The organism is Achromobacter sp. RTa, assembly GCF_000757485.1.
GTDB lineage: Bacteria > Pseudomonadota > Gammaproteobacteria > Burkholderiales > Burkholderiaceae_B > Achromobacter.
In genome coordinates, this window is sequence record NZ_JPYO01000029.1 from 138,797 (window position 1) to 165,511 (window position 26,715).

Here is a 26,715-nt window from a genome sequence, read left to right on the forward strand (position 1 = left end):
ACGCATGCCTATATTAGAACTTACCTCTCGTGAGCGTAGCGACCTTCGGTCCGCCGCTCACCCTCTGCGCCCCGTCGTCCTGATCGGCGACAATGGCCTGACCGACGCCGTGCTCAAGGAAATCGATCTTGCACTGACGTCGCACGGCCTCATCAAGGTGCGCGCCGGCGGCGACGACCGTGAGGCCCGCGAGGCCATGCTGTCGACCATCTGCGACACGCTCTCGTGCGCCCCGGTCCACCACTTGGGCAAGATCCTGATCCTGTTCCGCCCGCTGGCCGGCAACATCAAACCTGCCCCGCTGGCCGCCCAGGACCCCGACCGTCCTGCCAAGCGCCGCGCCTCCGAGCCCCATACGCCCAAGAAGCTGGCCGCCGAAGGCAAGACGCTCGCCAAGCGCCCGCGCCGCAGCGAAACCGAAGAGCCGAAGCCCAAGACGCGCTACGTTCCCGCGGACCAGCTCAACAAGAACGGCAAGCCCATGCGCCCCAGCACCAAGAAGGCGTCCGCCAGCGGCCACGGCATCCCTCGCCGCGCCGGCAGCGCGCTCAGCCTGCGGGCCGGAGCCCGCAGCGGCACCAGCCGCCGGTCGAAATAAAAATCAGGCCCCCACGCTGCTGCGCGCTCCGCGCGCTTGCTGCCCCCCAAGGGGGCCGCTATTGCCTTGGGGCGGCCCGGCGGCAATAAAGCCCCCACGCTGCGCCTTCGGCTTGCTGCCCCCAAAGGGGGCCGCTATTGCCTTGGGGCGGCCCGGCGGCAATAGTAAAGTAAACGGTAAACGCTAGGCACAAAAACGGGCGCTTTACGCGCCCGGCCCACCATAGCTGTCCGCATTAAACCGCGGAATCCATGCGAACGCACGGCTCGGACTATGGTGTTTTGACAGTTTCCAGCTAACTACTACGGCGTCAGATGTAACGCACGCCCAACACTTCATACTCGCGAACACCCGCCGGGGCCATGACCTCGACGACGTCGCCTTCACTCTTGCCGATCAGCGCGCGGGCCACCGGGCTCGACACGGAAATCAGGTTCGACTTGATGTCGGCTTCAACGTCGCCGACGATCTGGTACGTCACGCGATCGCCCGAATCCAGGTCTTCGATTTCGACGGTTGCGCCGAATACGGCGCGACCTTCGGCCTCGAGGGCGGCTGGGTCGATCAGGTGGGCATTGGAAAGCGTGCCTTCAAGCTCAGCAATCCGGCCCTCGATAAAGCCTTGGCGCTCGCGAGCAGCATCGTACTCGGCGTTTTCCGACAGATCGCCCTGCGCGCGCGCCTCAGCGATGGCGTTAATCACGGCGGGACGTTCCACGGTTTTCAGCCGCTGGAGCTCTTCTTGCAAGCGCTCGGCCCCGCGCACGGTCAAAGGAATGGCAGACATGTCGTTTCCCAAACAAAAGTAGAAAACGCCCCCAGACGGAGCGTTCTCGGTGAAGGTCGTGAGCTCGCGCGCGCATGCCGCCGGTACTTCAATAATGACGATGCGGCGCGGACGACCAAAACAAAACCCCGGCTCGGGTCGGAACCGGGGCAATCAAAGTCATATTGTGGGCAAAGTCCACGGGAATTGCAAGCCGCTGGAGAAAACGTCGTTTTCGGCGGATTTCGCCGCTGTAACACGCTAAAACCAGTCATTTTCCTCAACTGTCCTTGCTTTCACGCAAGATGCGGCGGCATTTCCTACGTCCAGGCGGTCGCGGCTCCGCCTTTTGTTGCGTCAAAACTACTCGGGGATAACCTTTATCCCAGCAGGCGCGCGGACGGGCTGGAAAGCGCTGGAGAAAACCGCCAAAACCAGTATAAAAACAAAATAGTCATTTAATGACAATTTAATACAAATAATTAATGCAAATGACTTCCCGGCCCAGGCTAGCGGCCCAATCCGGGCTTGCGCCGCGGGACGGGGCACTGATGGTTGGCAGTTTTGGCGGGTGCATCGCACAACCATCCGGCGCGACGCCCGCCGCTCCAGCGCGCGGCGGGCGTGGCCCCACGCGCGGCGGAGAGCGTTGAGGAAGGAGAAATGCTCATGCTGGAAAAATTGAAAGTCCGTACGGGAATGCTGCTGGTCCTGGGCTGCTTCGTAATAGCCCTGGCCCTGGCAAGCGGATTGGGCTGGATGAATGCCGAACGAAGCGTCACCGAGATCAAGGACCTGAATAACGTCGCGGTCCATCAAGTCGATCCCTTGTATGAAGCCAACGCCGCCTTATTGCGGACACGGCTGGCGCTGGGCGCCGGCATGGCGGCCGTGCAGGCGGGCGCCATGGACCAGGCCGCGCAGGCCGGGCAGGAAGCCGCCAGCCAGCTGACGCTGGCCCGCGAGCGGTTTGCCCGCTACATGGCCGTGCCCAAGACCGAGCGGGGCCAGGTCCTGGCCCAGGCGCTGCATGGGCGCTTCACGGAGTACGGCGCGATTCTTGAAGCGCTGGCCTCGGCCGTGAAGGAGCGCTCGCCCGCCCAGTACCAGCAGGACGAAGGCCGTGTGCGCCAGGCGGACGCAAACTTCATCAAGGACATGCAGGCCTTCCTGGCCCGGGTGGAGGAACGCAGCAACGGCGTACTGGCCAGTTCCGAACAGACCTATTCCACCGCGCGGATCTCCGCCGTCGCCCTGGTATCGGCCGCGCTGCTGTTGACTGTGTTGTGCTGGACGTTCATCCGGCGCGGAGTGCTGCAGCCGCTGCAGGAAGCAGGCAGGCATTTCGACCGCATCGCGGCGGGCGACCTGACCGCGCGGGTGGAAAGCCGTTCGGACAATGAGATCGGCACGCTCTTCGCCGCGCTCAAGCGCATGCAGGAAGGGCTGACCCGAACGGTGACGTCCGTGCGCCACGGCGTCGAGGAAATCAACGTCGGCGCGGCGGAGATCGCGGCAGGCAATGCAAACCTGTCGGTGCGCACCGAGGAGCAGGCCGCGGCGCTGGAAGAGACCGCCTCGACCATGGAAGAGCTTGCCGTCACCGTCAAGCAGAATGCGGAGAACGCCGCCCAGGCCAATCAGCTCGCGGCCGTCAGCATGGACGTGGCGCAGCGCGGCGGCCAGAACGTAGACCAGGTGGTGGCCACCATGCATGGCATCTCGGACAGTTCGCGGCGGATCGCGGACATCGTGTCGGTGATCGACGGCATCGCCTTCCAGACCAACATCCTGGCGCTGAACGCCGCCGTGGAGGCTGCCAGGGCGGGCGAACAGGGCAAGGGCTTCGCGGTGGTCGCAGGCGAGGTCCGCACCCTGGCCCAACGGGCCGCGCAGGCGGCCAAGGAGATCAAGGCGCTGATCGAGGTCTCGGTGGATACCGTCGCGGCCGGCTCGGCGCAGGTCGCGGCCGCCGGCCAGACCATGCAGGAGATCGTGACTTCGGTGCAGCGCGTGGCCGACATCATGGGCGAGATTTCGGCGGCGTCGGCCCAGCAGGCCGGCGGCATCGACCAGGTCAGCCTGGCGATCACGCAGATGGACGAGGTCACGCAGCAGAACGCGGCGCTGGTGGAGGAAGCGTCCGCCGCCGCGTCGGCGATGGAGGAACAGGCGCGGCGCCTGGCGGAGGCCACCGCGGTGTTCAAGACCCAGTCGGGGCAGGTCATCGAGGCGGCGCCCGCCCCGTTGGGCCACGTTGCCCAGGCGACCCGGCTGACCCACTCGTAGGCCAGCCGCCCGGGGGAACGCATCGGCGCCCCCTCGGGCGCGCGGTTTATTTCCTGCGGCGCAGCAAGGCGTACAGGATGATGGCGCCGAAGGTGGCGGTGCCGATGCCCCCCAGGGTGAACGTGCCCAGCTTGACGGTGAAGTCGCCCGCCCCGAGCACCAGCGTGACGGCAGCCACGATCAGGTTGCGGTTGTCGCTGAAATCCACCTGGTTGACCACCCAGATGCGCGCCCCGGCAATGGCTATCAAGCCGAACACGACGACCGACATGCCCCCCAGCACGGGCGCGGGTATCGTCTGGATCAGGGCGCCGAACTTGGGCGAGAAGCCCAGGACAATGGCGATCACGGCGGCCACGACGAACACCAGCGTGGAATAGATGCGCGTCACGGCCATCACGCCGATGTTCTCGGCATAGGTGGTGACGCCCGTGCCGCCCACTGCGCCGGACACCATGGTGGCGACCCCGTCGCCCACGAAGGCGCGGCCCAGGTAGCGGTCCAGGTCCTGCCCGGTCATGGCGCTGACGGCCTTCACGTGGCCCAGGTTCTCGGCCACCAGGATGATCGCGACGGGCACGATCAGGCCCATGGCTTCGGCCTTGAACACCGGAGCGGCGAAATGTGGCAGGCCGAACCACGCGGCCGCCGAGACCGCGGAGAAGTCGATGGGCTTGCCCAGGCCCAGGCCATTGGCGAAGATGCCATACACCACGCAGGCCAGGATCATCCCCACCAGGATCAGCAGGCGCTGAACCATGCCCTTGGTGAACACGGCGATGCCGCCCACGCAAAGAATCGTCACCATCGCCATCACGCTGTCGAAGCCCGACGCCCCCATGGCGCCTTTGGCGGCGATGGGCGCCAGGTTAAGGCCGATCACGGCCCCCACCGCACCCGTGACGACGGGCGGCATCAGCGTGTCGATCCAGTTGGCGCCCCCGCCTGCCCGGGCATTGACGAACCAGACCACCAGGCCGATCAGCGTATAGGCCAGGCCGCAGGCGATGATGGCGCCCAGCGCCACGCCGATATTGGCGTTCGGGCCCGCGCCCGCATAGCCGGTTACCGCGATCACGCCGCCGATGAAAGCGAAGCTGGAGCCCAGATAGCTCGGAACCCGCCCCCCCACGAACAAGAAGAAGATCAGGGTGCCGATCCCCGACATCAGGATGGCGACGTTGGGATCGAAGCCCATGAGCAGCGGGGCCAGCACGGTGGAGCCGAACATGGCGACGACGTGCTGGGCGCCCATGGCCACGTTCTTGGGCCAGGACAGCCTTTCGTCGGGCGCGATGATGACGCCGGGCTCGGAATCGTCCGCCAGGCGCCAGCGCGGAAAGTAGGAATTGGACATGGATATCCCAAAGTAGGTGTTGGGTGTGAGCGGGCGCCAGTGTAAAGGGGGCCGCAAACGGGGGGCAATGCTTAAGTTCGCCACCTGAATGCCGTACTAGTGAAAACCCCGAAATCCTCACAGGCGGCAGGAGCAATCATGGCGATCGACCCCATCAGCGGCAATTCCCGCGTCAACAGCCTCGCGGACCTGTGGGCCCAGAAGATCCAGGCCAACAAGGAAGCCAGAAGCGCTTCGGGTATGGAAGCAAGCACGGTGTCCGCGGACGGCAAGATCCGCGTCGACAACCCCGGCGGCCTGAAAGTGGGCAACACGCAGGCAGCCAAGGAGACCGAGGACTCCAGCAACGACGACGCATACACGCGCCAGATCAAGGAACTGCAGAAGCAGCTCAAGCGCGTGATGGACCAGATCGCCAAGGCCCAGGCCAGCGCCATGCCGGCCGAAATGAAGGCGCAGCAACTGATGGCGCTCAATGCTCAGGCGATGCAGATCCAGAGGCAGATCACTGAAGTGATGGACCAGCAGGCCCGTGCCATGGGAGGCGGCGTATCCGCCAGGGCCTAGTGCGCAAGGCCTGGCCCCCGCGCGGCCAGGGCGCCCGCATTGATGGCGCGCATCAAAATTTCTGATTGGACGCTTTGCGGACCAGACATTACTGTCTCCGGACAAATCTAAAACCACGGAGACAAACCATGCACGCAATGCGCACAGCCCTCGCAGGGGCGCTGCTGGCCGTTTGCGCCGCGCCGGCCCTGGCCGGCACGGTCACGGTGATCACGTCGTTCCCCAAGGACCTGACCCAGGCCTACAAGGCCGCGTTCGAAAAGGCCAATCCCGGCATCACGCTGGAAATCCTGAACAAGAACACCGTGTCGGGCATCGCCTATGTGCGCGAAACGCCCGCCGGCCAGCGTCCCGAGGTGTTCTGGGCCAGCGCGCCGGATGCGTTCGAGGTGCTGGGCCGCGACAAGCTGCTGGCCAAGTCGTCCGACGTAGCGAACAAGGACGTGCCGGACAAGATCGGCAACTACCCCATCAACGACCCCAGCGGCATGTACCTCGGGCAGGCGCTGGCCGGCTACGGCATCATCTACAACACGCGCTACATCGCCGCCCACAAGCTGCCCGCGCCGGTGGAATGGAAGGATCTGCTGGCGCCGCAGTGGTTCGGCCACATCGGCATCACGTCGCCGTCGCGCTCGGGCACCATGCACCTGACCGTCGAGACCATTCTGCAAGGCGAAGGCTGGGACGAAGGCTGGCGCACGCTGCTGCGCATGTCGGGCAACAGCAGCGCGGTCACCGAGCGCTCCTTCGGCGTGCCGGACGGCGTGAACAACGGCCAGTTCGGCGCCGGCCCGGTCATCGATTTCTTCGGCCTGTCCAGCAAGTATTCCAAGTTCCCGGTCGACTTCGTCTATCCGTCGGAAACCGCCATCGTGCCCGCCAACATCGCGTTGATCGAGGGCGCGAAGAATACCGAGGAAGGCAAGAAGTTCATCGCCTTCACGCTCAGCAAGGCCGGCCAGGAACTGCTGCTCGAGCCGAAGATCTCGCGCCTGCCGGTGCTGCCCTACTCGGCGCTCGCCGGCAAGATTCCGCCCGGCTACCCGGATCCGGCCGAAATCGCCAAGCGCAGCAAGGTGCAGTTCAACGCAGACCTCTCGCAGACGCGCTACTACGTCGTGCAGTCCCTGTACGACCAGACCGTCACCTTCCGCCTGAAGGAGCTCCAGGCGGCCACCAAGGCCATCTACGACGCCGAAGCCAAGCTGGGCGACAAGGCCAGGAGCGGCAAGCCGGCGGAACTCCTGGAACAGGCCCGCAAGCTGACCTGGGCGCCCCTGGTCGACGGCAAGAAGGCGGCGGACCCGGCCTTCCTGGCCATCTTCGCCGGCAACAAGAAGGACGCCGCCGTGAACCAGCAGATCACCCAGCTGGAAGGCGAGTGGAACGGACGCGCGCGCGCCAACTACGAAGAGGCCGTGAAGCTGGCCAGGCAGGCAGCGGCGCTCTGAACGGCAAGCCGCGCGGGCGGCGGACGGACGGGATCCGCCTGCCGCCTGCAGCTCTCCGATGTTCCCTCCCGCAGACGCGGCCGCGTGAACGCACGCGGGCTCGGCAGCGGGACGGCTCGCTCGCAACGACTTGGGATTCTCGATGAATTATTCGGGCCATTCGCGCCTGCACGCCGGCCCTGTGCTGACGGCGCTCCTGGTTTTCGGTTTTCTGCTGCTGTTCCTGGCCATTCCGGTCGGCACCGTGTTCTATTCCGCCTTCGTGAATGCCGACGGCAGCCTCACGATGGGCCATTTCGGGGCTTTCTTCAGCCAGCCCTTGATGCAGGAGGCGTTCTTCAACAGCCTGTACGTGGCGGGCTGGTCGGCGCTGCTGGCCTCGCTCATCGCGGTGCCGCTGGCCTACTTCACCGTGCGCTTCGACTTCCGCGGCGCGCTGCTGATCCAGACGCTGGGCGTGCTGCCGCTCATCATGCCGCCCTTCGTCGGCGCGGTCGCCATGCAGCTGATCTTCGGCCGCTCCGGCAGCGTCAACCTGCTGCTGCAGGACTGGTTCGGCTTCACGCTGCCCTTCATGGAGGGGCTGAACGGCGTGATTTTCGTGGAAGCGCTGCACTACTTCCCGTTCATTCTGATGAACCTTGTCGTGGCGCTGCGCAACATCGACGGCGCTATGGAAGAGGCGGCATTCAACCTGGGCTCGCGCGGGTTCCGCCTGTTCCGGCGCGTCATCTTTCCCCTGGCGCTGCCCGGCTATGTGGCGGGCGCGTCGCTGGTGTTCGTAAAGGTCTTCGACGACCTGGGCACGCCGCTGGTCCTGGGCACTACCAACATGCTGGCGCCGCAGGCCTACCTGCGCATCACCCAGGTGGGGCTTGAGGATCCGCTAGGATACGTCATCAGCGTCATCATGGTCGCGTTCTCGATCCTGGCGCTGTGGCTGTCGGCGCGCGTGCTCAAGGGCAGGGACTATTCCACGCTGCAGAAGGGCGGCAGCTCCATCCACAAGCGCAAGCTGAATCCGATGGAAAGCGTGCTGGCCTATGGCTGGATCATCCTGGTGCTGCTGCTGGTGCTGTCGCCGCACATGGGCGTGCTGCTGCTGTCCCTGGCCAGCGTGTGGAGCTTCGCGCCGCTGCCTGATGGATATACTCTGGCGCACTATTCCGCCGTGTTCTCCGAATCCCAGGGCATGATCGCCAACACCCTACTCTATTGTGGCCTGGCCGCGGGCGTGGACGTGATCCTGGGGACGGCCATCGCCTACCTGATGCTGCGGACCCGGCTGCCGGCCCGCCAGTGGCTGGACTTCCTGGCGTCGGCCGCGCTCGCGATACCGGGCATCGTGCTGGCCATCGGCTTTCTGCGCACGTTCCGCGGCATCGAACTGCCCGGAACCGGCACGCTGCTGACCTCGTCGTGGATCATCATCATGATCGCGTATTCGGTCCGCCGGCTGCCATACGCCCTGCGCTCTTGCGTAGCGTCGCTGCAGCAGATAAACATATCGCTGGAAGAAGCCGCGCAATCGCTGGGCGCGACGCGCATGAGCACGATACGCCGCGTGGTGGTGCCATTGATGGCGGGAGGCATGCTGGCGGGCTTCGTCACCAGCTTCGTGACCGCCGCCGTCGAACTGTCCGCCACTATCATGCTCGTCACGAAGGACAGCCAGGCGCCCATGAGCTACGGCATCTACCTGTACATGCAAAGCGCCGCGGGCCGCGGTCCCGGCGCCGCGCTCGGCGTCCTGGCGGTGGCGGCGGTCGCCGTCGGCACGTATATATCGCACCTGCTGGTGGAGCGCGCACAGACGCGCCAGCGGCCGGCGCGCCACGAAGGGGAAACGGAATGAAGAAGGTCAGCGTCGAATGCCGCAATATCCGGCTGTCCTATGGCAAGACGGAAGTGCTGAAGGACGTGAACATCAGCATCGAGCCGGGCGAGTTCTTCGCCCTGCTGGGCCCGTCGGGATCCGGGAAATCCACCCTGCTGCGCCTCATCGCCGGCTTCAACCGCCATAGCGCGGGGCAGCTTCTGGTCGATGGCAAGGACATCAGCGGCACGCCGCCCTGGAACCGCAACATCGGCATGGTGTTCCAGAATTATGCGCTGTGGCCTCACATGACGGTCTGGGACAACGTGGCTTTCGGCCTGGTGGAGCGCAAGCTGCCGCGCGCCGAGATCCGATCCAAAGTGGAGGCGGCGCTGGACCTGGTGGGCCTGTCCCAGTATGCCAAGCGCCGCCCCAACCAGCTTTCGGGCGGCCAGCAGCAGCGCGTGGCGCTGGCCCGTACCATCGTCATCGAACCTCAGGTGCTGCTGCTGGACGAGCCTCTCTCCAACCTGGACAAGAAACTGCGCGTGCAGATGCGTCAGGACCTGCTCAGCCTGCAGCGCCGGCTCGGCATCACGACCATTTTCGTCACGCACGACCAGGAAGAAGCCATGACCACCGCCGACCGCATGGCGGTGCTGGACCACGGCGTGGTGCAGCAGATCGGCGCGCCCAGCACGTTGTTCGACTACCCGGTGAACCGATTCGTGGCCAACTTCGTGGGGACCATGAACGTGCTGGAAGGCGAGGTGCGGGAGCGCACCAGCGGCAGCGTGGTGCTGGCGGTGGAAGGCGTGGGCGATCTGCATCTGCCTCTCTCCGGCGAAGCGCCGGCGGCGTCCCGGCTGGCGGCCAGCTTCCGTCCGCACACGGTGCAGATCGAAATGGCGGACGGACTGGGCGACGCGCGCTACGTCTGGCTGCCGGGCACCGTGGAAAGCAGCGAATTCCTGGGCGAGTTCACGCGCTACCAGGTGCAGATCGGCGAACAGCGCCTGACGGCCGACCAGTCGCACCTGGCCGGGCTGTCCGCCTTCCCGGTGGGCGCGCCCGTGTCGATAGGGCTGGAGCCCACCCAGGTGCGTTTGCTGGCGGCCTGAACCCGCCGCGCCATGGAAATCTATCAGATCCGAGCCTTCGTCACGGTCGCCCGGCTGGGCAATCTGACGAAGGCGGCCGAGGCCCTGTCCCTGACCCAGCCTGCCGTGACCGCGCAGATCAAGGCGCTGGAGCAAAGCCTGGGCGTGGCGTTGTTCGACCGCAGCGGCGGCAGGCTGGCGCTGACCAAGGCCGGCGAAGTACTGCTGCCCACCGCTGAATCGCTGCTGGTACTGGGCGCACAATTCAAGTCGGAGGCGCAGCAATTGCAGGGCAGCCTGCACGGCGCGGTGGAGCTGGGCGTGCCCAGCGAAAAGCCCGACTTCCTGCGGCTGGGCGAACTGGCGTCGGCCGTCACGCAACGCCTGCCCCTGGTCGAACTGAAGACCCAGACGCTGCCCGCCGCCACCCTGGCGGAGCAGGTCAGCACGGGCCGCTTGCAGGCCGCGCTGACCATCGCCTCCAACCCGCCGCGAGGTGTGCTGTGGCAGCCGCTGCGCAGCGTGCGCTACCGTATCGCCCTGCCCAAGGAACACGCCGCCGTGCTCAAGCGCGGCGGCTGGAAGGAAGTGGCGCAGTTGCCATGGCTGGACGGCCCTTCCGGCAGCCACACCCACCTGCTGTTGCGCGACATGTTCGAACGCCACGGCCTGTCGCCGCGCGTCGTGATGCAGAACGACGACCAGGCCAACCTGGACGCGCTGGTGCGCGCCGGCGCGGGCTGCGCGCTGCTGCGCGAGGAAAATGCGCTGGCGGGCGCGGCCTCCAACGATTTCATCGTCTGGGGCCAGGCGCGCGTCGATGCTGTGCTGGCGTTCATCCTGCCGCACGAGCGCGCTAGCGAACCCGCGCTGGTCGCGTTAAGCTCGATCATTCAAACCATCTGGAAGCCGCGCGCGCCCATCGCGTCCGGCCAGATATAGGCCTTATTCCCCCGCATCAATATCGTAATGACTGAAATCTGGTTCATCCGCCATGGCGAAACCGACTGGAACCGCCAGCGGCGCCTGCAAGGCTGGCAAGACATCCCCCTGAACGAATTCGGCGTCAACCAGGCCAGCCTGCTGGCCGCGCGCATGCGCGAAGAAGCCCGGCACACGCCCATCCACGCCATCTACAGCAGCGACCTGCAACGCGCCCACGCAACCGCCGTGCCCGTGTCCGAACAGCTCGGCCTGCGCGTCCGCGTGGAACCCGGCATCCGTGAACGCGGTTTCGGCGTGCTGGAAGGCCTGGACCACGACAATATCGACGTGCAGGCGCCCGAAGCCGCGGCCGCCTGGAAAAGCCGCGATCCGCTGCGTCCGCTGGACAGCGGCGAAACGCTGGGGCAGTTCCAGTCCCGCGTGATTTCCACCGTGGACGACGTCGCCAGCCGCCACGACGACGAACGCATCCTCATGTTCACGCACGGCGGCGTGCTGGACATCATCTGGCGCCACGCCTCGGGCGTGCCCCTGAACGCCCCGCGCGACGCGGCGCTACTGAACGTCAGCATCAACCGGGTCAGCGTGGAAGGCCGCAAATGGCAGGTACTGAACTGGGGCGACGTCGGCCACGTGAGCGACGAAGTCGGGGATGACGTAGTGCCGTGATTCTGCAAGGCGGCTGGCACTGGAAGCCTTCTTGGTATAGGACACTGGGGAGATCGCTCTTGGTGCCGGACACAAGAGGGATTCTTCTTGGTGTCTGACACCCGGCGCCGATGTGAGTGTCTGACACCCGAGGAGATAGCCTTGGCTGCGCTGTGGTGTGGCGCGGGTGTCTGACACCCGGGAGCGATGTAGGTGTCTGACACCCGGGAACACCCCTTCAGCCTGGCGGGCGGCGCGTAGGGGTGTCAGACACGAACACCGGCAGCGCGTAGGGGTGTCAGACACGAACACGGGCAGCTCGCAGGGGTGCCACGAACAACCGGCCTTTACTGCGGCTTGCGCGGTTTGCGCGGGGCGTTGCGCGCGAGGCGGTCGTAGACGGCGTTGGGCAGCAGCCGCATCAGCTTGGCCACCACGCCCATCTGCCACGGAATCACCACATAGGACGCGCCGCGATCGATGGCGGTGCGCGCGCTCTGCGCAAAAGCGTCCGCTTCCATCAGGAAAGGCATGGAATACGGGTTGTGGGCCGTCATGGCGGTCTTGATGTAGCCGGGCGCGATCGTCACCACGCGGATGCCTTCGGCCGCCAGTTCCAGCCGCAGGCTCTCGCAATAGGTCACCACCGCCGACTTGGACGCGCTGTACGCGCCCGCTCCCGGCAGCCCCCTCACCCCCGCCACGCTCGCGATGCCCACCAGGCGTCCCGAACCCGCGGCCCGCATCGGCTCGATGAATGGCTCGAACGTGGAGACGGTCGCCAGCAGATTGGTGTCGACGATGGCCTTGAATACCTCGAAATCCTCGCCATGATCGGTCAGCGTGCCCGCGCTGATGCCAGCGCTGGCCACGACCACATCGACCCGGCCCTGGCAGAACGCGATGAAATCGCGGGCCGCGGCATGCAGGGCCTCGCGGTCGCGCACGTCCGCCGCGTAGCAGCGGTGCTGCCCGGGCAGGCTGTCGGCCAGTTCGCGCAACGCCTCCTCGCGCCGGCCCAACAAGCCCAGCGTGGCGCCCGTGGCGGCATATTGCTGCGCCAGGGCGCGCCCGAGCCCGCTGCTCGCGCCGGTAATGAAGACTCTGTCCATGTGCCTGTAGCCCTTATCGCGTTGCAAAGAATTAGGGCACGCTCTCGCGTGCCCTACCCTGGTCCCGGCTGCCGGTTTAACCGTGCAAGGAGGAGTGGAGCTCCTGCAGCGGATAGACCTGCAAGCCCAGCCCCTGGCGCAGATACTGCATGCCTTCAACCGCGGCGCGGGCGCCGGCGATCGTCGTGAAGAAGGTCACGCGCGCGGCCAGCGCCTGGGTGCGGATGGTGCGCGAGTCGGCGATGGCGTTGCGGCGTTCTTCCACGGTGTTGATGACCAGCGAGATCTCGCCGTTCTTCACCATGTCGACGATGTGCGGACGGCCCTCGGTGACCTTGTTCACCACCTGCACGGGAATGCCTGCAGCCTCGATCTCGGCCGCCGTACCACGCGTGGCGACCAGCTTGAAGCCCAGATTGTGCAGGCCGCGCGCCACTTCCACGGCGAGGGGCTTGTCCTGGTTCTTCACGCTGATGAACACCGTGCCGGAATCCGGCAGGCGCACGCCAGCGGCCAGCTGCGACTTCACGAAGGCTTCGCCGAAGCTCGTGCCCACGCCCATCACTTCGCCGGTCGACTTCATTTCGGGGCCCAGGATGGTGTCCACGCCCGGGAACTTCACGAACGGGAACACGGCTTCCTTGACCGAGAAGTAGGACGGCACGACTTCCTTGGTGATGCCCTGGGCCGCCAGCGTCTGGCCGGCCATGGCGCGCGCGGCGATCTTGGCCAGCTGCAGGCCGGTGGCCTTGGACACGTAGGGCACCGTGCGCGAGGCGCGCGGGTTCACTTCCAGCACGTAGACGTCGCCGCCCTGGATGGCGAACTGCACGTTCATCAGGCCGCTGACGTTCAGGGCCTTGGCCATCATCGTGGTCTGGCGCTTGATCTCGGCGATCACGTCGGCGGACAGCGAGTACGGGGGCAGGCTGCAAGCCGAGTCGCCCGAGTGCACGCCGGCCTGTTCGATGTGTTCCATGACGCCGCCGATGAAGACGGTTTCCCCGTCGGCCAGGCAGTCCACGTCCACTTCGGTGGCGTTGTTCAGGAAGCGGTCCAGCAGCACGGGCGAGTCATTGCTGACCTTCACGGCCTCGCGCATGTAGCGTTCGAGGTCCTGCTGCTCGTGCACGATTTCCATGGCGCGGCCGCCAAGCACGTAGCTGGGACGCACGACCAGCGGGTAGCCGATCTCGGCGGCGTGGGCCAGGGCCTCGCCTTCCGTGCGCGCGGTGCGGTTGGGCGGCTGGCGCAGGCCGAGCTTGTTGAGCAGCTTCTGGAAGCGCTCGCGGTCTTCGGCCACGTCGATGGATTCGGGGCTGGTGCCGATGATGGGCACGCCGTTGGCTTCCAGGGCGCGCGCCAGCTTCAGCGGCGTCTGGCCGCCGTACTGGACGATCATGCCTACGGGATTTTCCTTGTGGACGATTTCCAGCACGTCTTCGAGCGTGAGCGGTTCGAAGTACAGGCGGTCCGACGTGTCGTAGTCGGTGGACACGGTTTCGGGGTTGCAGTTGACCATGATGGTCTCGTACCCGTCATCGCGCAGCGCCAGAGCCGCGTGCACGCAGCAGTAGTCGAACTCGATGCCCTGGCCGATGCGGTTCGGACCGCCGCCCAGCACCACGATCTTCTTGCGGTCGGTGGGAGCGGCCTCGCACTCTTCCTCGTACGTGGAGTACATGTAGGCGGTGCGGGTGGCGAATTCGGCGGCGCAGGTATCGACGCGCTTGTATACCGGACGCACGTTCAGTTGGTGGCGCAGCTTGCGCACTTCCGACTCCACGGTGTCCAGCAGGAAAGCCAGGCGGCGGTCGGAGAAACCGCGGCGCTTCAGTTCCCACAGCGTGGCGTAGTCCAGGTCGGCCAGCGTCTTCTGTTCCAGCGCCAGCTCGATGTCGACGATTTCCTTGATCTGCGACAGGAACCACGGGTCGATGTGCGTGATGTTGTGCACTTCGTCCAGCGTGAAGCCCTGCGCGAAGGCGTCGCCCACGTACCAGATGCGTTCCGGACCCGGCTCGCCCAGCTCGACCTGCAGTTTTTCGCGGTCGGTGGTCTTCTGGTTCAGGCCGTCCACGCCCACTTCCAGGCCGCGCAGCGCCTTCTGGAACGATTCCTGGAAGGTGCGGCCGATGGCCATGACTTCGCCGACCGACTTCATCTGGGTGGTGAGGCGCGCGTCGGCGGTGGGGAATTTCTCGAAGGCGAAACGCGGCACCTTGGTGACGACGTAGTCGATCGAGGGTTCGAACGAGGCGGGCGTGGCGCCGCCGGTGATTTCGTTCTTGAGCTCGTCCAGCGTGTAGCCCACGGCCAGGCGCGCGGCGACCTTGGCGATGGGGAAGCCGGTGGCCTTGGACGCCAGCGCCGACGAACGCGACACGCGCGGGTTCATCTCGATGACGATCATGCGGCCGTTCTTGGGATTGACGGCGAACTGCACGTTCGAGCCGCCCGTATCCACGCCGATCTCGCGCAACACCGCGATCGATGCATTACGCATGATCTGGTATTCCTTGTCGGTCAGCGTCTGGGCAGGGGCCACCGTGATCGAGTCGCCGGTGTGCACGCCCATCGGGTCCAGGTTCTCGATGGAGCAGACGATGATGCAGTTGTCCGCCTTGTCGCGGACCACTTCCATCTCGAATTCCTTCCAGCCCAGGAGCGACTCTTCGATCAGCAGCTCGCTGGTGGGCGAGGCTTCCAGGCCGCGTCGGCAGATGGTTTCGAATTCTTCGGCGTTGTAGGCGATGCCGCCGCCCGAGCCGCCCATCGTGAAGCTGGGGCGGATGACCGCCGGGAAGCCGGAGGTGCCGACTTCGGCCGCGATGCGGCGCTGCACTTCCCAGGCTTCGTCCATGCTGTGGGCGACGCCCGACTTGGCCGATTCCAGGCCGATGTCGGTCATGGCCTGCTTGAACTTCTGGCGGTCTTCGGCCTTTTCGATGGCGTGCTCGTTGGCGCCGATCAGCTCCACGTTGTGCTTCTTCAGCACGCCGTGGTGGGCGAGGTCCAGCGCGCAGTTCAGCGCGGTCTGGCCGCCCATGGTGGGCAGCAGCGCATCGGGCTTTTCACGCTCGATGATCTTTTCGACGGCTTGCCAGGTGATGGGCTCGATATAGGTGACGTCGGCCGTTTCCGGGTCCGTCATGATCGTCGCCGGATTGCTGTTCACCAGAATGGTGCGGTAGCCCTCGGCCTTGAGCGCCTTGCACGCCTGTGCGCCGGAGTAGTCGAATTCGCAGGCCTGCCCGATGATGATGGGGCCGGCGCCGATGATGAGTATGCTTTTTAGGTCTGTACGCTTGGGCATGATGCAATCTTTACTTTTGGCCGGACATCAGGCTGATGAACTTGTCGAACAGCTCCAGGATGTCGTGCGGACCGGGGCTGGCTTCGGGGTGGCCCTGGAAGCAGAAGGCCGGACGGTCGGTGAGCTCGAAGCCCTGCAGCGTGCCGTCGAACAGCGAGACGTGCGTCACGCGCGTATTGGCCGGCAGGCTGGCCGCGTCGACGGCGAAGCCGTGGTTCTGGCTGGTGATGAACACGCGCTTGGACTGGAGGTCCTGCACGGGGTGGTTCGCGCCGTGGTGGCCCGTCTTCATCTTGAGCGTCTTGCCGCCCAGCGCCAGGCCCATGATTTGGTGGCCCAGGCAGATGCCGAACACCGGCAGCTTCTTGTCGAAGAAGGCGCGCGTGGCCTCGATGGCGTAGTCGCAGGGCTCGGGGTCGCCGGGGCCGTTGGACAGGAACACGCCATCCGGATCGAGCTTGAAGACTTCCTCGGCGCTGGTCTGGGCGGGCACCAGCGTGATGCGGCAGCCGCGGTCGGCCAGCAGGCGCAGGATGTTGGACTTGATGCCGAAGTCATAGGCGACGACGTGGAACTTGGACTGCTCCGGCGTGGAGAAGCCCGAGCCCAGCTGCCAGGTGCCCTGGGTCCAGTCGGTGCGGTCTTTGATGGAGACGACGCGGGCCAGGTCCATGCCGGCCATGCCGGCGAAGCCGCGGGCCAGTTCGACGGCGCGGTCAGCATCGGTGCCGACGAAAATGCAGGCGCCTTGCGCGCCCTTCTCGCGCAGGATGCGGGTGAGCTTGCGGGTGTCCACGCCGGAAATGGCGACGATGCCCTGCTCGGAGAGGTACTCAGGCAACGATTGCGTGGAACGGAAGTTCGACACGCGGGCGGGACAGTCGCGGACCACCAGGCCAGCGGCATAGACGCGGTTCGCTTCCACGTCCTCGGCGTTGACGCCGGTATTGCCGATGTGCGGATAGGTCAACGTGACGATCTGGCCGCTGTAGCTGGGATCGGTGAGAATTTCCTGGTACCCGGTCATCGCGGTGTTGAACACCACTTCGGCAACGGTATGCCCAGGCGCACCGATCGACACGCCTCGAAAAATGGTACCGTCCGCCAGAGCCAGAATTGCAGGAGGGAAGCGGTTGATCCCCTCGGGAAAAAGTTGCGGCAGCACAGTAAACCCCGGTTTTAGAATCGATAATCAAACCTTCGGATTATACCTTGAGCGGCCGTTTTTCCCGGGGAACCGCGCCAAATAAGGCCGGAAACGGGGTTTTGGGCTGTTTTCGGGCGTCCCGCCACCCCCCTCCCGCGTCTGGCCGACAGCGCCCTTGCGGGCTCAGTGATACGCTAGGACACCTTCAACCCTAGCCAGCTGCGAGCCGTACCGTCCATGTCCAGCCAACTTGACGCCCTGCGCAACCACACCACCGTCGTCGCCGACACGGGTGATTTCGAAGCCATGAAGGCGTTGCGTCCCACCGACGCCACCACCAATCCGTCCCTTATTCTCAAGGCCGTCCAGCAGGACGCCTACCGCCCCCTCCTGGAAAAAACCGCGCGCGACCACCGCGGCGCGCCCACGGCCGAACTCATGGACCGCCTGCTGGTCGCCTTCGGCCGCGCCATCCTTGACATCGTCCCCGGACGGGTTTCCACCGAGGTGGACGCCCGCCTGTCGTTCGACACTCGCGCCACCATCGAGCGCGCCCGCAGCCTGATCGCCCTGTACGAAGCCGCCGGCGTGCCGCGCGAGCGCGTGCTGATAAAGATCGCCTCGACCTGGGAAGGCATCCAGGCCGCGCGCGCACTGCAGTCCGAAGGGGTGCGCTGCAACCTGACCCTGCTGTTCTCGCTGCCCCAGGCCGTGGCCTGCGCCGACGCGCACGTGCAGCTCATTTCGCCCTTCGTCGGCCGCATCTACGACTGGCACAAGAAATCCGCCGGCGCCTCCTGGGTGGAAGCCGACAACGCGGGCTCGCGCGACCCCGGCGTGTTGTCCGTCACCCGGATCTACCACTATTACAAGCACTTCGGCATTCCCACCGAAATCATGGGCGCGAGCTTCCGCAACGTGGGGCAGATCCTGGCCCTGTCGGGCTGCGACCTGCTGACGATCAGCCCCGACCTGCTGACCAAGCTGGCCGGCACCCCGGGCGACGCTCCGGCGCAATTGCGGGCCGGCGACGCTCCCGCCGGCATCGCCCGCGTCGGCGCGGACGAAGTGACGTTCCGCACCCTGCTCAATGAAGACGCGATGGCCAGCGAAAAGCTGTCCGAGGGCATCCGCCTGTTCGTGGCGGACGCGGTCAAGCTGGACGCGCTGATCGAGGCGCAGCGCGCTTGATGGGACAAACCGGCCGGCGCCGGGGCCACCGGAAGCCGCTCGCGGCCTACCGGTGGTCGTGCGAATGCACCTGCAGCGCTTCCAGGAAGCGCGACACCATGTTGTAGGCCGCGACGGTCGCGGTCAGCTCGACCATCAGCTTGTCGGAACCCATCGCAGCCCTGGCCGCCTGGAACACCGGTTCCGGCACCTGCACGTGGCGCGTCATGGCATCGGTGTAGGCCAGCACCGCCTTTTCGCGCTCGCCGAAGAGGTTCGAGCCTTCCCAGGAGGCAAGCGCATCCAGCTGCGCCTGCGACACGCCCTCCTTGAGGGCGATCGGGGCGTGCTGGTCGGCCTCGTAGGGCGCGCCGTTGATGGCCGCCACCCGCATGATCACCAGCTCCCGCAGGTCGCCAGGCAGGGTGCTGAGCTGGCGGATCGACGTCAGGTAGTTGAGCCAGCCGCCCGCCACCGCGGGGCTGTGCAGCAGCATCTGGTACAGATGCAGCACGCTGCCGCGCTCGGCGACGATGCGGTCGACCAAGGGTTGCGCTTCAGGATGGGTCAGGTCGGCATAGGGCAGACGGGCCATGTGAACTCCGTGGGAAAGGTGGGACGACCAGGGCCGGCTCGCATCATGCGATGCCTTGCCCGGGCCCTAGATTTTTTCAGTTTCGCCTGACCGGGGCTGCCATTTCATCAGGCGCTTTTCGCCCACGCCGACGATACCGTCCAGGACCAGCGCGAACGCCGTCAGAACGATGATGCCCGCGAACACGGTATTCACGTCGAACGTGCCTTCGGCCTGCAGGATCAGGTACCCCACTCCGCTCGCCGAACCCAGGTATTCCCCCACCACGGCGCCCACGAAGGCCAGGCCCACGGAAGTATGGAGGCTGGAGAACACCCAGCTCGTGGCCGATGGCAGGTACACGTGGCGCAGCAGCTGGCGCTTGCGCGCGCCCAGCATTCTCGCGTTGTCCAGCAGCGTCGGGCTGACTTCGCGCACCCCCTGGTAGACGTTGAAGAAAACGATGAAGAACACCAGCGTCACCGCCAGCGCCACCTTGGACCAGATGCCCAGCCCGAACCACATGCCGAAGATGGGAGCCAGGATGACGCGGGGCATCGAATTGGCGGCCTTGATGTAGGGATCCAGGATGGCGCTGGCGCCCGGCGACAAGCCCAGCCACAGGCCGAAGCCCAGGCCGGCGATGGTGCCGATGAAAAAGGCCAGCACGGTTTCGGTCAGCGTCACGCCGAGGTGGGTGTAGATGTCCGCATTGGTGACGAACCAGGCCCAGATGCGGCCCCAGACCTTCAGCGGCTCGCCGAAGAAGAAGGCAACCTTCGGATCGCGCGAGGCGGCGTGCCAGACCAGGATGATCGCAATGAGCAGCAGCAATTGCCAGAAGCGCAGGCTGGCCGAACCGGGTTTGATAAACGACTTCGACATCTCACCCCTCCAGGGCTCTAGACGCGCTTCTGTTGGGCATAGCCCTTCAGCACTTCTTCGCGCAGCACGCCCCAGATGGCGGCATGCAGTTCAACGAACCGCGGATCCGTGCGGACCTCGGCCACGTCGCGCGGGCGCGGCAGGTCGATCGCGAATTCGCCGATGGGATGGGTGCCGGGGCCGGCCGCCAGCACCACCACGCGGTCGCTCATGGCGATGGCTTCGTCCAGGTCGTGCGTAATGAAGAGCACGGCCTTGCGCTTGGCCATCCACAGGTCCAGGACCTCGTTCTCCATGAGCTGCCGCGTCTGGATGTCCAGCGCGGAAAACGGTTCGTCCATCAGGATGATGTCGGGATCGCGGATCAGGGTCTGGGCGAGCATGGCGCGCTTGCGCATGCCGCCGGACATCTGGTGGGGATAGCGGCCTTCGAAGCCGCCCAGGCCGACCCGGCGCATCCATTCGCGGCCGCGCTCCAGCGCTTCGGGGCGCGGCACGCCGGCGAAGTCCAGCCCGGCCACCACGTTGTCCAGCGCGCTGCGCCAAGGCAGCAGGGCCTCGCCCTGGAACATGTAGCCCGCCCGCGAGTTGATGCCGGACAGAGGCTGCCCGAACACTTTCACCTGGCCCGACGACGGCGCCAGCAGGCCGGCGCTGACGTTGAGCAGGGTGGACTTGCCGCAGCCTGTGGGGCCCACCACCGACACGAACTCCCCCGGCGCGATGGCCAGGGAAGTGTCGGCCACGGCGGTGTAGCGCTGGCTGCGATCGTCACGCGAGACGAAGGTGCAACTGATGTTCTCCAGCGAAAGCGCGGCTTCAGCCATTGGGGTACTTCTCGTTGGCGCGGCGCGCGAAATCATTGGTCCAGACCTTGGACGGATCGATCTTCGAGCCGTCGAAGTCGGCCTGGTAGGCGGCCAGCGCCTTGAGCGCGGTGGCGGCGCCGTCCTCGGGGATCAGGCCGTCGGGCGACAGGCCTTCCAGGCTCTTGCCGATGGCGGCCTTGTAGACGGCCGGATCGCCCAGCAGGTAGGTCTCGGGCACGACCTTGGCGATTTCGTCCGGACCGGCCTTCTGGATCCATTTGTCGGCGCGCACCATCGCGTTGGCGAGCGCCTGGGCGGTGTTGGGGTTGGCGTCGAGGAAGGCCTGGGGCGCGTAGAGGCAGCCCGCCGGCATGTTGCCGCCAAAGATCTCCTTCGTGTCCTTGAGCGTGCGCGTATCCACGATGATCTGGATTTCACCAGGCATCTCCAGCATCGACACCACGGGATCGGTGTTGGAGATGGCGTCGATCTGGCCGCTGCGCAAGGCGGTCACCGCGCCGGCGCCCGCGCCCACGCCGATGATGGACACGTCGGAAGCCTTCAAGCCGTGCTTGGCCAGGAAGAAACTGACCACCATGTTGGTGGACGAGCCCGGGGCGGTCACGCCGATCTTCTTGCCCTTCAGGTCGGCCGCGCCCTTGTAGTTGGGAAGGTTCTTCTTGGAGACGCCCACGCCGATCATCGGAGCGCGGCCCTGCAGCACGAAAGCGCGGTAGGCCTGCCCCTTGGACTGCATGGACAGCGTGTGCTCGAACGCGCCGGAGACGATGTCGGCGCTGCCGCCCACCACGGCCTGCAGGGCCTTGGAGCCGCCCGCGAAGTCGGCGATGCTGACATCCAGCCCTTCGTCCTTGAAGTAGCCGCGGGCTTCCGCGATGGACAGGGGGAGATAGTAGATCAGCGGCTTGCCGCCGACTGCGATCTGGACCTTGGTCTTTTCCAGCTTCTGGGCGCGCACGATGGCGGGCGCCATGCCCATGACGCCGGCGGCACCGGCCATCTTGAGCAGATCACGGCGAGTGACTGACATGTGGTTGTCTCCTAGTTGTCGGGTCTACCGATAGCGCCGGTCTTCGCCAGTTCGTCGATAGCCGCTGAATCATACCCCAGCGATTTCAGGACTTCCTCGGTATGTTCCCCTAATCGGGGGCCCACCCAGCGCGTCTCTCCCGGGGTTTCCGACAGCTTCGGCACGACCGCTGGCAGCTTCACCGGACTGCCGTCGGCGAAGCGGTGCTGCTCTATCATGCGGCGCGCCAGGAATTGCGGATCGCTGAACATGTCGGCCACGCTGTAGATCTTGCCGACCGGCACGTCGGCCCTCTTCAGGATGTCCAGCGCCTCTTCGATGCCGCGGCCATCGCACCATTGCTGGATCGCGCCGTCGATCTCCTCCACGCGCCTGGCGCGGCCGTCGTTGCGCACCAGTGCGGGATCCGACGCCAGGTCGTCCCGGCCGATCGCAAGCATCAAGCGGTGGAAGATCGCGTCGCCGTTGCCGGCGATGACGATGTTCTGGCCGTCTCGGGTGGTGTAGGTGTTCGAAGGCACGATGCCGGGCAGCGCGCCGCCCGTGCGTTCGCGCACGACGCCGGCCACGTCGTATTCGGGCACCAGGCTTTCCATCATGTTGAACACGGCCTCGTACAGGGCCACGTCCACCATCTGCCCCTGCCCTGCCTGGCATTCGGCGCCCTGCCTGCCGTTCCAGCGCCCGCCCGTGGCGTCGCGGTGGCGCAGCGCCATCATGGCGCCGATCACGCCGTGCAGCGCGGCGATCGAATCCCCGATCGAAATGCCGACCCGCAGCGGCGGCCGGTCCGGATGGCCCGACACGTAGCGCAGGCCGCCCATGGATTCACCGATCGCGCCGAAGCCCGGCTGGTCCTTCATGGGCCCCGTCTGTCCGTAGCCGGACAGGCGCACCATGATGAGCGCCGGATTGACCGCCCGCAGCTGTTCGTAGCCCAGCCCCCACTTCTCGAGCACGCCCGGCCGGTAGTTCTCGACCACCACGTCGGCGTCCAGCGCCAGCTGGCGGGCGATTTCACGCGCGCGCGGGTCTTTCAGGTTGAGGGCGATGGACCGCTTGTTGCGGGCCTGCACGGTCCACCACAGGGAATTGCCTTCGTGCAGGTGGCGCCAACTGCGGATGGGATCGCCGCCGCCCGAGCCGTCGGGCCCGTGGGGCGTTTCCACCTTGATGACGTCGGCCCCGAATTCTCCGAAGATGCGCGCGGCGAACGGGCCGGCTATGAGCGTGCCGAGTTCCAGGACTTTCAGTCCGGTCAGCGCTGACATCGTTTGTCTCCTCGCGGTTTTTTCTTGGCGGCCTTCGATGCGTTGCCGAAGGCTCGTTGCCCGGAATCAGGTGGTCTTGCGCTCCATCAACGCCCAGGCGATCGTGCCCGCGTCCACGTATTCAAGTTCGCTGCCGGCCGGCACGCCCCGCGCCAGCCGGGTGACGCGCAGGCCGCGCTCGCCCAGGGCCTCGCCCAGGAAGTGCGCGGTGGTCTCGCCTTCGGCAGTGAAGTTGGTCGCCAGGATGACTTCCTGGACCTCGCCGTCGGTGGCGCGCTTGATCACGCGGTCGAAATCCAGCTCGCGGGGGCCGATGCCCTCGAGCGGCGCAACGCGCCCCATCAGCACGTAGTACAGGCCGCGGTAGCCGTGGCTGGACTCGATCATGTTCTGATCGGCCGGGGTTTCGACGATGCACAGCAGCGAGCGGTCGCGCTTGGGATTGCTGCAGGTGCCGCAGACCTCTTCTTCCGAAAAGCTGTTGCAGCGCGCGCAATGCTTCAGGTCCCGCACCGCGCCCGCCAGTGCCCGGCCCAGCAGGTCCGCGCCTTGCGGATCATGCTGCAGCAGGTGATAGGCCATGCGCCTCGCGGAACGCACGCCCACGCCGGGCAGGCGCCGCAGCGCCTCGATCAGCGACACCAGCGGTTCGGGTTCAGGAAGTAAGGGATCCATTGCAGCCTAAAAAATCAAAGCCCGCGCGCTGCGCCTTCGGCTTGCAGCCCCCGAGGGGACGCTTTTTGCCTTGGAGCGACCCGGCGGCAAAAAGGCCACGCTCAGAACGGCAGCTTCATGCCCGGGGGCAGCGGCATGCCGGCGGTGACGGACGCCATCTTTTCCTGGGAGGTCGCCTCGGCCTTGCGCAGCGCGTCGTTGAACGCCGCGGCGACCAGGTCTTCCAGCATGTCCTTGTCGTCGCCCAGCAGAGACGGGTCGATCGCGACGCGCTTGACGTCGTGGCGGCAGGTCATGGTGACCTTGACCAGGCCGCCGCCGGAGGCGCCTTCGACCTGGATTTCGGCCAGCGCATCCTGCGCCTTCTTCATGTTTTCCTGCATTTGCTGCGCCTGGCGCATCAGGCCGGCCAGTTGTCCTTTCATCATGATCGGTGCTTCCTTGAACGAGGGGAATGAGAGATTGCCGCCGCCTCAGGCGGCGGCCGGGGAGTCTACGTGGCGGATGGAGCCGGGAACGACCTGTCCGCCGAAATCGGCCACCAGGGCCTGCACGAAGGGATCGACGGCAACCGCGTCTTCGGCGGCTTGCTGGCGGGCGGCCCGTTCGGCCTGCGCCACGGCATGCGCCGTGGCATCGCCCGTGACGCCGACCTCCACGTCCAACCGTATGCCCTGGCCGAAATGCTCGCACAGCACGGTCTGGAGACGGACCCGGCTTTCGCTTTCGGCCAGAGTCTTGACGGCCACGCGCAGGACGATGGCATCGCCCTGCACGCCGGCCCATTCGCTCTGGCGCGCCAGTTCCGCGGCCAGGCCGGTGACGGGCAGGCGCGCGGCCAGCTCGGGCCAGCCCGCGGGAGTCATGTCCGCCATGCGCGCGCGCGACGAACGCTTGCGGGCAGGCGCCGGGCCTTCGCGGCGGGCGGGCGCGGCCTGAGCCGGAGCGGCGCTCGGCGCGGACGCCAGGGTTTCGAAATCGTCGTCATCCGGATCCGCGGTGAATCCGTTGTCCGGCGCGAAACCGCCTTCTGCGTCGAAGGGGATTTCCTCGTCGACCCAGGACGGCGGGCCGCCGGCATCGACCGCCGAGGCATCGGCCGCGGCGGCATCGAGCGCAGCAGCAGCGGCCGCCGGCGCGGCAGCAACCGCAGCAGCGGCCGGCGTGACCGCCAGCGCCGCGGAGCCGGCTGCCCTGGGCGCCTCGGGAGCGGCCTGCTCGGCCGGCAGTTCTTCCCAGGGCGGCACGCTGCCCTGCGGGGCTGCCTGGGGAGGGGGGGCTTCGGCTTCGACTGCCGCCACGGCGGCTTGCGGCTCGGATGCGGATTCGGGTTCGGCGGCTGGTTCGGGCACGGCTGGCGCCTGCGGAGCTTCGGCCGCCACGACAGGCGCGGCTTCGGGTTCCGGCGCGGCCTGCACGGCGGCGGACGCGGGCGCGGCCTGAGGAGCAGGAGCAGATGCGGCGGCGGGCGCCGGATCGGCAACCTGGCGGGCCGGCGCGGCGGGAGCTTCCAGCGCGGTCTGCGGGCCGGCCTCGCCGTTGAGCGCCAGCATGCGCAGGCAGGCCATGATGAAGCCGGCATATTCGTCGGGAGCCAGCGTCAGTTCGCCGCGGCTGTGCACCGCCACGGAATAGAACAGCTGCACCGCGTCGGGATGCAGGGACTGCGCCAGGCGGGAGATGTCGGCCGCCAGCGGATCCTCGGCCGGCGTAACGCCGATCACGCGCTGCTCGATGGCCACGCGCGACAGCAGCACGGCCAGGTCGGCCAGCGCGCCCGCATAGGACAGGCCGCGAATCGCGAGCTCGTCCGCCACCGCCAGCACGCCCTTGGCATCGCCCGTGGACAGCGCGTCCAGCAGGCGCACGAGGTGCCGCTGATCGATGGTGCCGAGCATGCCGCGCACGGCCTCTTCGGTAAGGTTGCCCGCGCTATAGGCGATGGCCTGGTCGGTCAGCGACAGGGCGTCGCGCATGGACCCCGAGGCCGCCTGCCCGATCAGCCGCAAGGCCGGCACTTCGAAGCCCACGTCTTCCTGCCCCAGCACCGCCTGCAGGTGACCGACGATGGAATCGGCCGGCATCTGCTTGAGATTGAACTGGAGGCAGCGCGACAGCACCGTCACCGGGATCTTCTGCGGGTCGGTCGTGGCCAGGATGAACTTGACGTGGGGCGGCGGCTCTTCCAGCGTCTTGAGCATGGCGTTGAACGCGTGCCCGGTCAGCATGTGGACTTCGTCGATCATGTAGACCTTGAAGCGCCCAGCGCCCGGCGCGTACACCGCCTGCTCCAGAAGCTGGGTCATCTCCTCGACGCCGCGGTTCGAGGCCGCGTCGAGTTCGAGGTAGTCGACGAAGCGCCCCGCGTCGATTTCCGTGCACGCCTGGCACACGCCGCAAGGCTTGGACGTGATGCCTGTTTCGCAGTTGAGAGATTTGGCCAGGATGCGCGAAAGCGTGGTCTTGCCCACGCCCCGGGTTCCGGTGAACAGCCAGGCGTGGTGCAGGCGTTGCGTGTCGAGCGCATGCGTCAGCGCGCGCACCACGTGATCCTGTCCCACGAGGGTATCGAACGATCGCGGCCGCCACTTGCGGGCCAGTACCAGATAAGTCATGGGTGGATTGTAGAGCCTGTTTCGGGAGCTGGCTCGAAAAGGCAGGTCCAGCTCCTGGGGTTCGGCGCGAAGGCCTCGGCGCCCACGCCTCGCGGGGCCTGAAATGCAAAGGGGACGGGCTTATTTTCGTGGAGCGTATCCTTGGAAAATAACCCCGTCCCCTCAGAAAAACAAAGGGCCATGATGATGGACATGACCCTTTGTTTTGAAGAATCCGGTTGGCGAGCCTTACTCCGGCACTGACCCTAAACGACTATGGCTGCTTCGTTCCCGACCTGACCAGGTTCACCGTCGAACCATGCGAAGGGGCCCGCCACTTGAGATTCTAGCAGAGCTGCGCTTCGCTTGCTTGCTCGAACCTCAAGTGGCGGGCCCCGAGGGGCGGTATGTGGGCCCCCTCCCTGACCCTCCCCCCAAGGGGGAGGGGAGAGGACGTTGCTTCGCTTGTCCTTTCGGCTCGCTTCGCTTTGCCTTGTTTTGCTGATTTTTTTTGGGATAGTGTCTGACACCCTTACGCGACGCAATTCCAAACCAACACAGCTCTCGCCGG

General features: G+C 66.3%; 22 protein-coding genes and 1 other RNA gene. 9 read left to right on the forward strand and 14 right to left on the reverse strand.

The features are described 5' to 3' along the window. Positions 1-4 precede the first annotated feature (4 nt). Positions 5-598, forward strand: a complete 594-nt coding sequence (locus JL37_RS11285) for a YhbY family RNA-binding protein (protein ID WP_043544102.1) — start codon at positions 5-7, stop codon at positions 596-598. A gap of 310 nt (positions 599-908) precedes the next feature. Here JL37_RS11285 and greA read toward each other — a convergent pair whose 3' ends face one another. Continuing rightward, positions 909-1,385 (reverse strand): transcription elongation factor GreA, encoded by a 477-nt coding sequence (greA, locus tag JL37_RS11290; protein WP_043544104.1) that lies wholly within the window; start codon positions 1,383-1,385, stop codon positions 909-911. 648 nt (positions 1,386-2,033) lie between these two features. Here greA and JL37_RS11295 point away from each other — a divergent pair. Beyond that, positions 2,034-3,653: a methyl-accepting chemotaxis protein gene (locus tag JL37_RS11295; RefSeq protein WP_043544169.1), complete on the forward strand. Its 1,620-nt coding sequence runs from the start codon at positions 2,034-2,036 to the stop codon at positions 3,651-3,653. Positions 3,654-3,699: 46 nt separating this feature from the next. On the opposite strand, the gene JL37_RS11300 is transcribed toward JL37_RS11295, so the two are convergent. Continuing rightward, complete coding sequence (locus JL37_RS11300; protein ID WP_043544105.1) at positions 3,700-5,010, reverse strand: solute carrier family 23 protein; 1,311 nt, start codon at positions 5,008-5,010, stop codon at positions 3,700-3,702. A gap of 138 nt (positions 5,011-5,148) precedes the next feature. Between JL37_RS11300 and JL37_RS11305 the strand changes: the two genes are divergently transcribed. The 6 genes from JL37_RS11305 to JL37_RS11330 all read left to right on the forward strand — a co-directional run bounded on the left by JL37_RS11305 (position 5,149) and on the right by JL37_RS11330 (position 11,561). Then, positions 5,149-5,577, forward strand: a complete 429-nt coding sequence (locus JL37_RS11305) for a hypothetical protein (RefSeq protein WP_043544106.1) — start codon at positions 5,149-5,151, stop codon at positions 5,575-5,577. Between the two features lie 128 nt (positions 5,578-5,705). Then, positions 5,706-7,031 carry an ABC transporter substrate-binding protein gene (locus tag JL37_RS11310; protein WP_043544107.1) on the forward strand — a complete coding sequence of 442 codons (1,326 nt, stop codon included), beginning with the start codon at positions 5,706-5,708 and terminating at the stop codon, positions 7,029-7,031. Between the two features lie 142 nt (positions 7,032-7,173). Continuing rightward, positions 7,174-8,886 carry an iron ABC transporter permease gene (locus JL37_RS11315; RefSeq protein ID WP_043544109.1) on the forward strand — a complete coding sequence of 571 codons (1,713 nt, stop codon included), beginning with the start codon at positions 7,174-7,176 and terminating at the stop codon, positions 8,884-8,886. Next, positions 8,883-9,968 carry an ABC transporter ATP-binding protein gene (locus tag JL37_RS11320; protein ID WP_043544111.1) on the forward strand — a complete coding sequence of 362 codons (1,086 nt, stop codon included), beginning with the start codon at positions 8,883-8,885 and terminating at the stop codon, positions 9,966-9,968. The genes JL37_RS11315 and JL37_RS11320 overlap by 4 nt, the downstream gene beginning before the upstream one ends. 12 nt (positions 9,969-9,980) lie before the next feature. Next, the gene (locus JL37_RS11325) at positions 9,981-10,889 is read left to right on the forward strand and encodes a LysR family transcriptional regulator (protein WP_043544112.1); all 909 of its coding nucleotides are present in this window, start codon (positions 9,981-9,983) and stop codon (positions 10,887-10,889) included. Between the two features lie 27 nt (positions 10,890-10,916). Continuing rightward, on the forward strand, positions 10,917-11,561 hold the full coding sequence (locus tag JL37_RS11330) for a histidine phosphatase family protein (protein WP_043544113.1): 645 nt from the start codon (positions 10,917-10,919) through the stop codon (positions 11,559-11,561). Positions 11,562-11,887: 326 nt separating this feature from the next. Here JL37_RS11330 and JL37_RS11335 read toward each other — a convergent pair whose 3' ends face one another. From JL37_RS11335 to carA, 3 genes are all read right to left on the reverse strand, one after another. Next, positions 11,888-12,652: an SDR family oxidoreductase gene (locus JL37_RS11335; protein ID WP_043544114.1), complete on the reverse strand. Its 765-nt coding sequence runs from the start codon at positions 12,650-12,652 to the stop codon at positions 11,888-11,890. A 76-nt stretch (positions 12,653-12,728) separates the two neighbouring features. Then, complete coding sequence (gene carB / locus JL37_RS11340) at positions 12,729-15,968, reverse strand: carbamoyl-phosphate synthase large subunit (protein WP_043544115.1); 3,240 nt, start codon at positions 15,966-15,968, stop codon at positions 12,729-12,731. 10 nt (positions 15,969-15,978) lie between these two features. Beyond that, complete coding sequence (gene carA / locus JL37_RS11345) at positions 15,979-17,133, reverse strand: glutamine-hydrolyzing carbamoyl-phosphate synthase small subunit (protein ID WP_043544116.1); 1,155 nt, start codon at positions 17,131-17,133, stop codon at positions 15,979-15,981. A gap of 219 nt (positions 17,134-17,352) precedes the next feature. On the opposite strand from carA, the gene tal reads away from it, so the two are divergent. After that, on the forward strand, positions 17,353-18,306 hold the full coding sequence (gene tal, locus JL37_RS11350; RefSeq protein ID WP_043544117.1) for a transaldolase: 954 nt from the start codon (positions 17,353-17,355) through the stop codon (positions 18,304-18,306). A 46-nt stretch (positions 18,307-18,352) separates the two neighbouring features. Here the strand turns inward: tal and JL37_RS11355 are convergent, their stop codons facing one another. From JL37_RS11355 to ffs, 9 genes are all read right to left on the reverse strand, one after another. After that, entirely contained in the window at positions 18,353-18,880 is a 528-nt protein-coding gene (locus JL37_RS11355) for a carboxymuconolactone decarboxylase family protein (protein ID WP_043544119.1), read from the reverse strand. Between the two features lie 66 nt (positions 18,881-18,946). Then, complete coding sequence (locus JL37_RS11360) at positions 18,947-19,744, reverse strand: ABC transporter permease (protein WP_043544121.1); 798 nt, start codon at positions 19,742-19,744, stop codon at positions 18,947-18,949. A gap of 17 nt (positions 19,745-19,761) precedes the next feature. Then, positions 19,762-20,571, reverse strand: coding sequence for an ABC transporter ATP-binding protein (locus JL37_RS11365; RefSeq protein ID WP_043544122.1), 810 nt, complete (start codon positions 20,569-20,571; stop codon positions 19,762-19,764). Next, on the reverse strand, positions 20,564-21,604 hold the full coding sequence (locus JL37_RS11370; RefSeq protein WP_043544124.1) for an ABC transporter substrate-binding protein: 1,041 nt from the start codon (positions 21,602-21,604) through the stop codon (positions 20,564-20,566). Before JL37_RS11370 ends, JL37_RS11365 begins: the two co-directional genes overlap by 8 nt. A gap of 11 nt (positions 21,605-21,615) precedes the next feature. Further along, complete coding sequence (locus JL37_RS11375; protein ID WP_043544125.1) at positions 21,616-22,875, reverse strand: CaiB/BaiF CoA-transferase family protein; 1,260 nt, start codon at positions 22,873-22,875, stop codon at positions 21,616-21,618. 66 nt (positions 22,876-22,941) lie between these two features. Continuing rightward, positions 22,942-23,550, reverse strand: coding sequence for a recombination mediator RecR (recR, locus tag JL37_RS11380; RefSeq protein WP_043544126.1), 609 nt, complete (start codon positions 23,548-23,550; stop codon positions 22,942-22,944). A gap of 101 nt (positions 23,551-23,651) precedes the next feature. Continuing rightward, a complete protein-coding gene (locus JL37_RS11385; protein ID WP_042794716.1) occupies positions 23,652-23,978 on the reverse strand; it encodes a YbaB/EbfC family nucleoid-associated protein in 327 nt (108 codons plus the stop codon). Between the two features lie 45 nt (positions 23,979-24,023). Continuing rightward, positions 24,024-26,165, reverse strand: coding sequence for a DNA polymerase III subunit gamma/tau (locus tag JL37_RS11390; RefSeq protein ID WP_043544131.1), 2,142 nt, complete (start codon positions 26,163-26,165; stop codon positions 24,024-24,026). Between the two features lie 217 nt (positions 26,166-26,382). Then, positions 26,383-26,480: signal recognition particle sRNA small type (gene ffs / locus JL37_RS30065), an RNA gene on the reverse strand. Positions 26,481-26,715 lie beyond the last annotated feature (235 nt).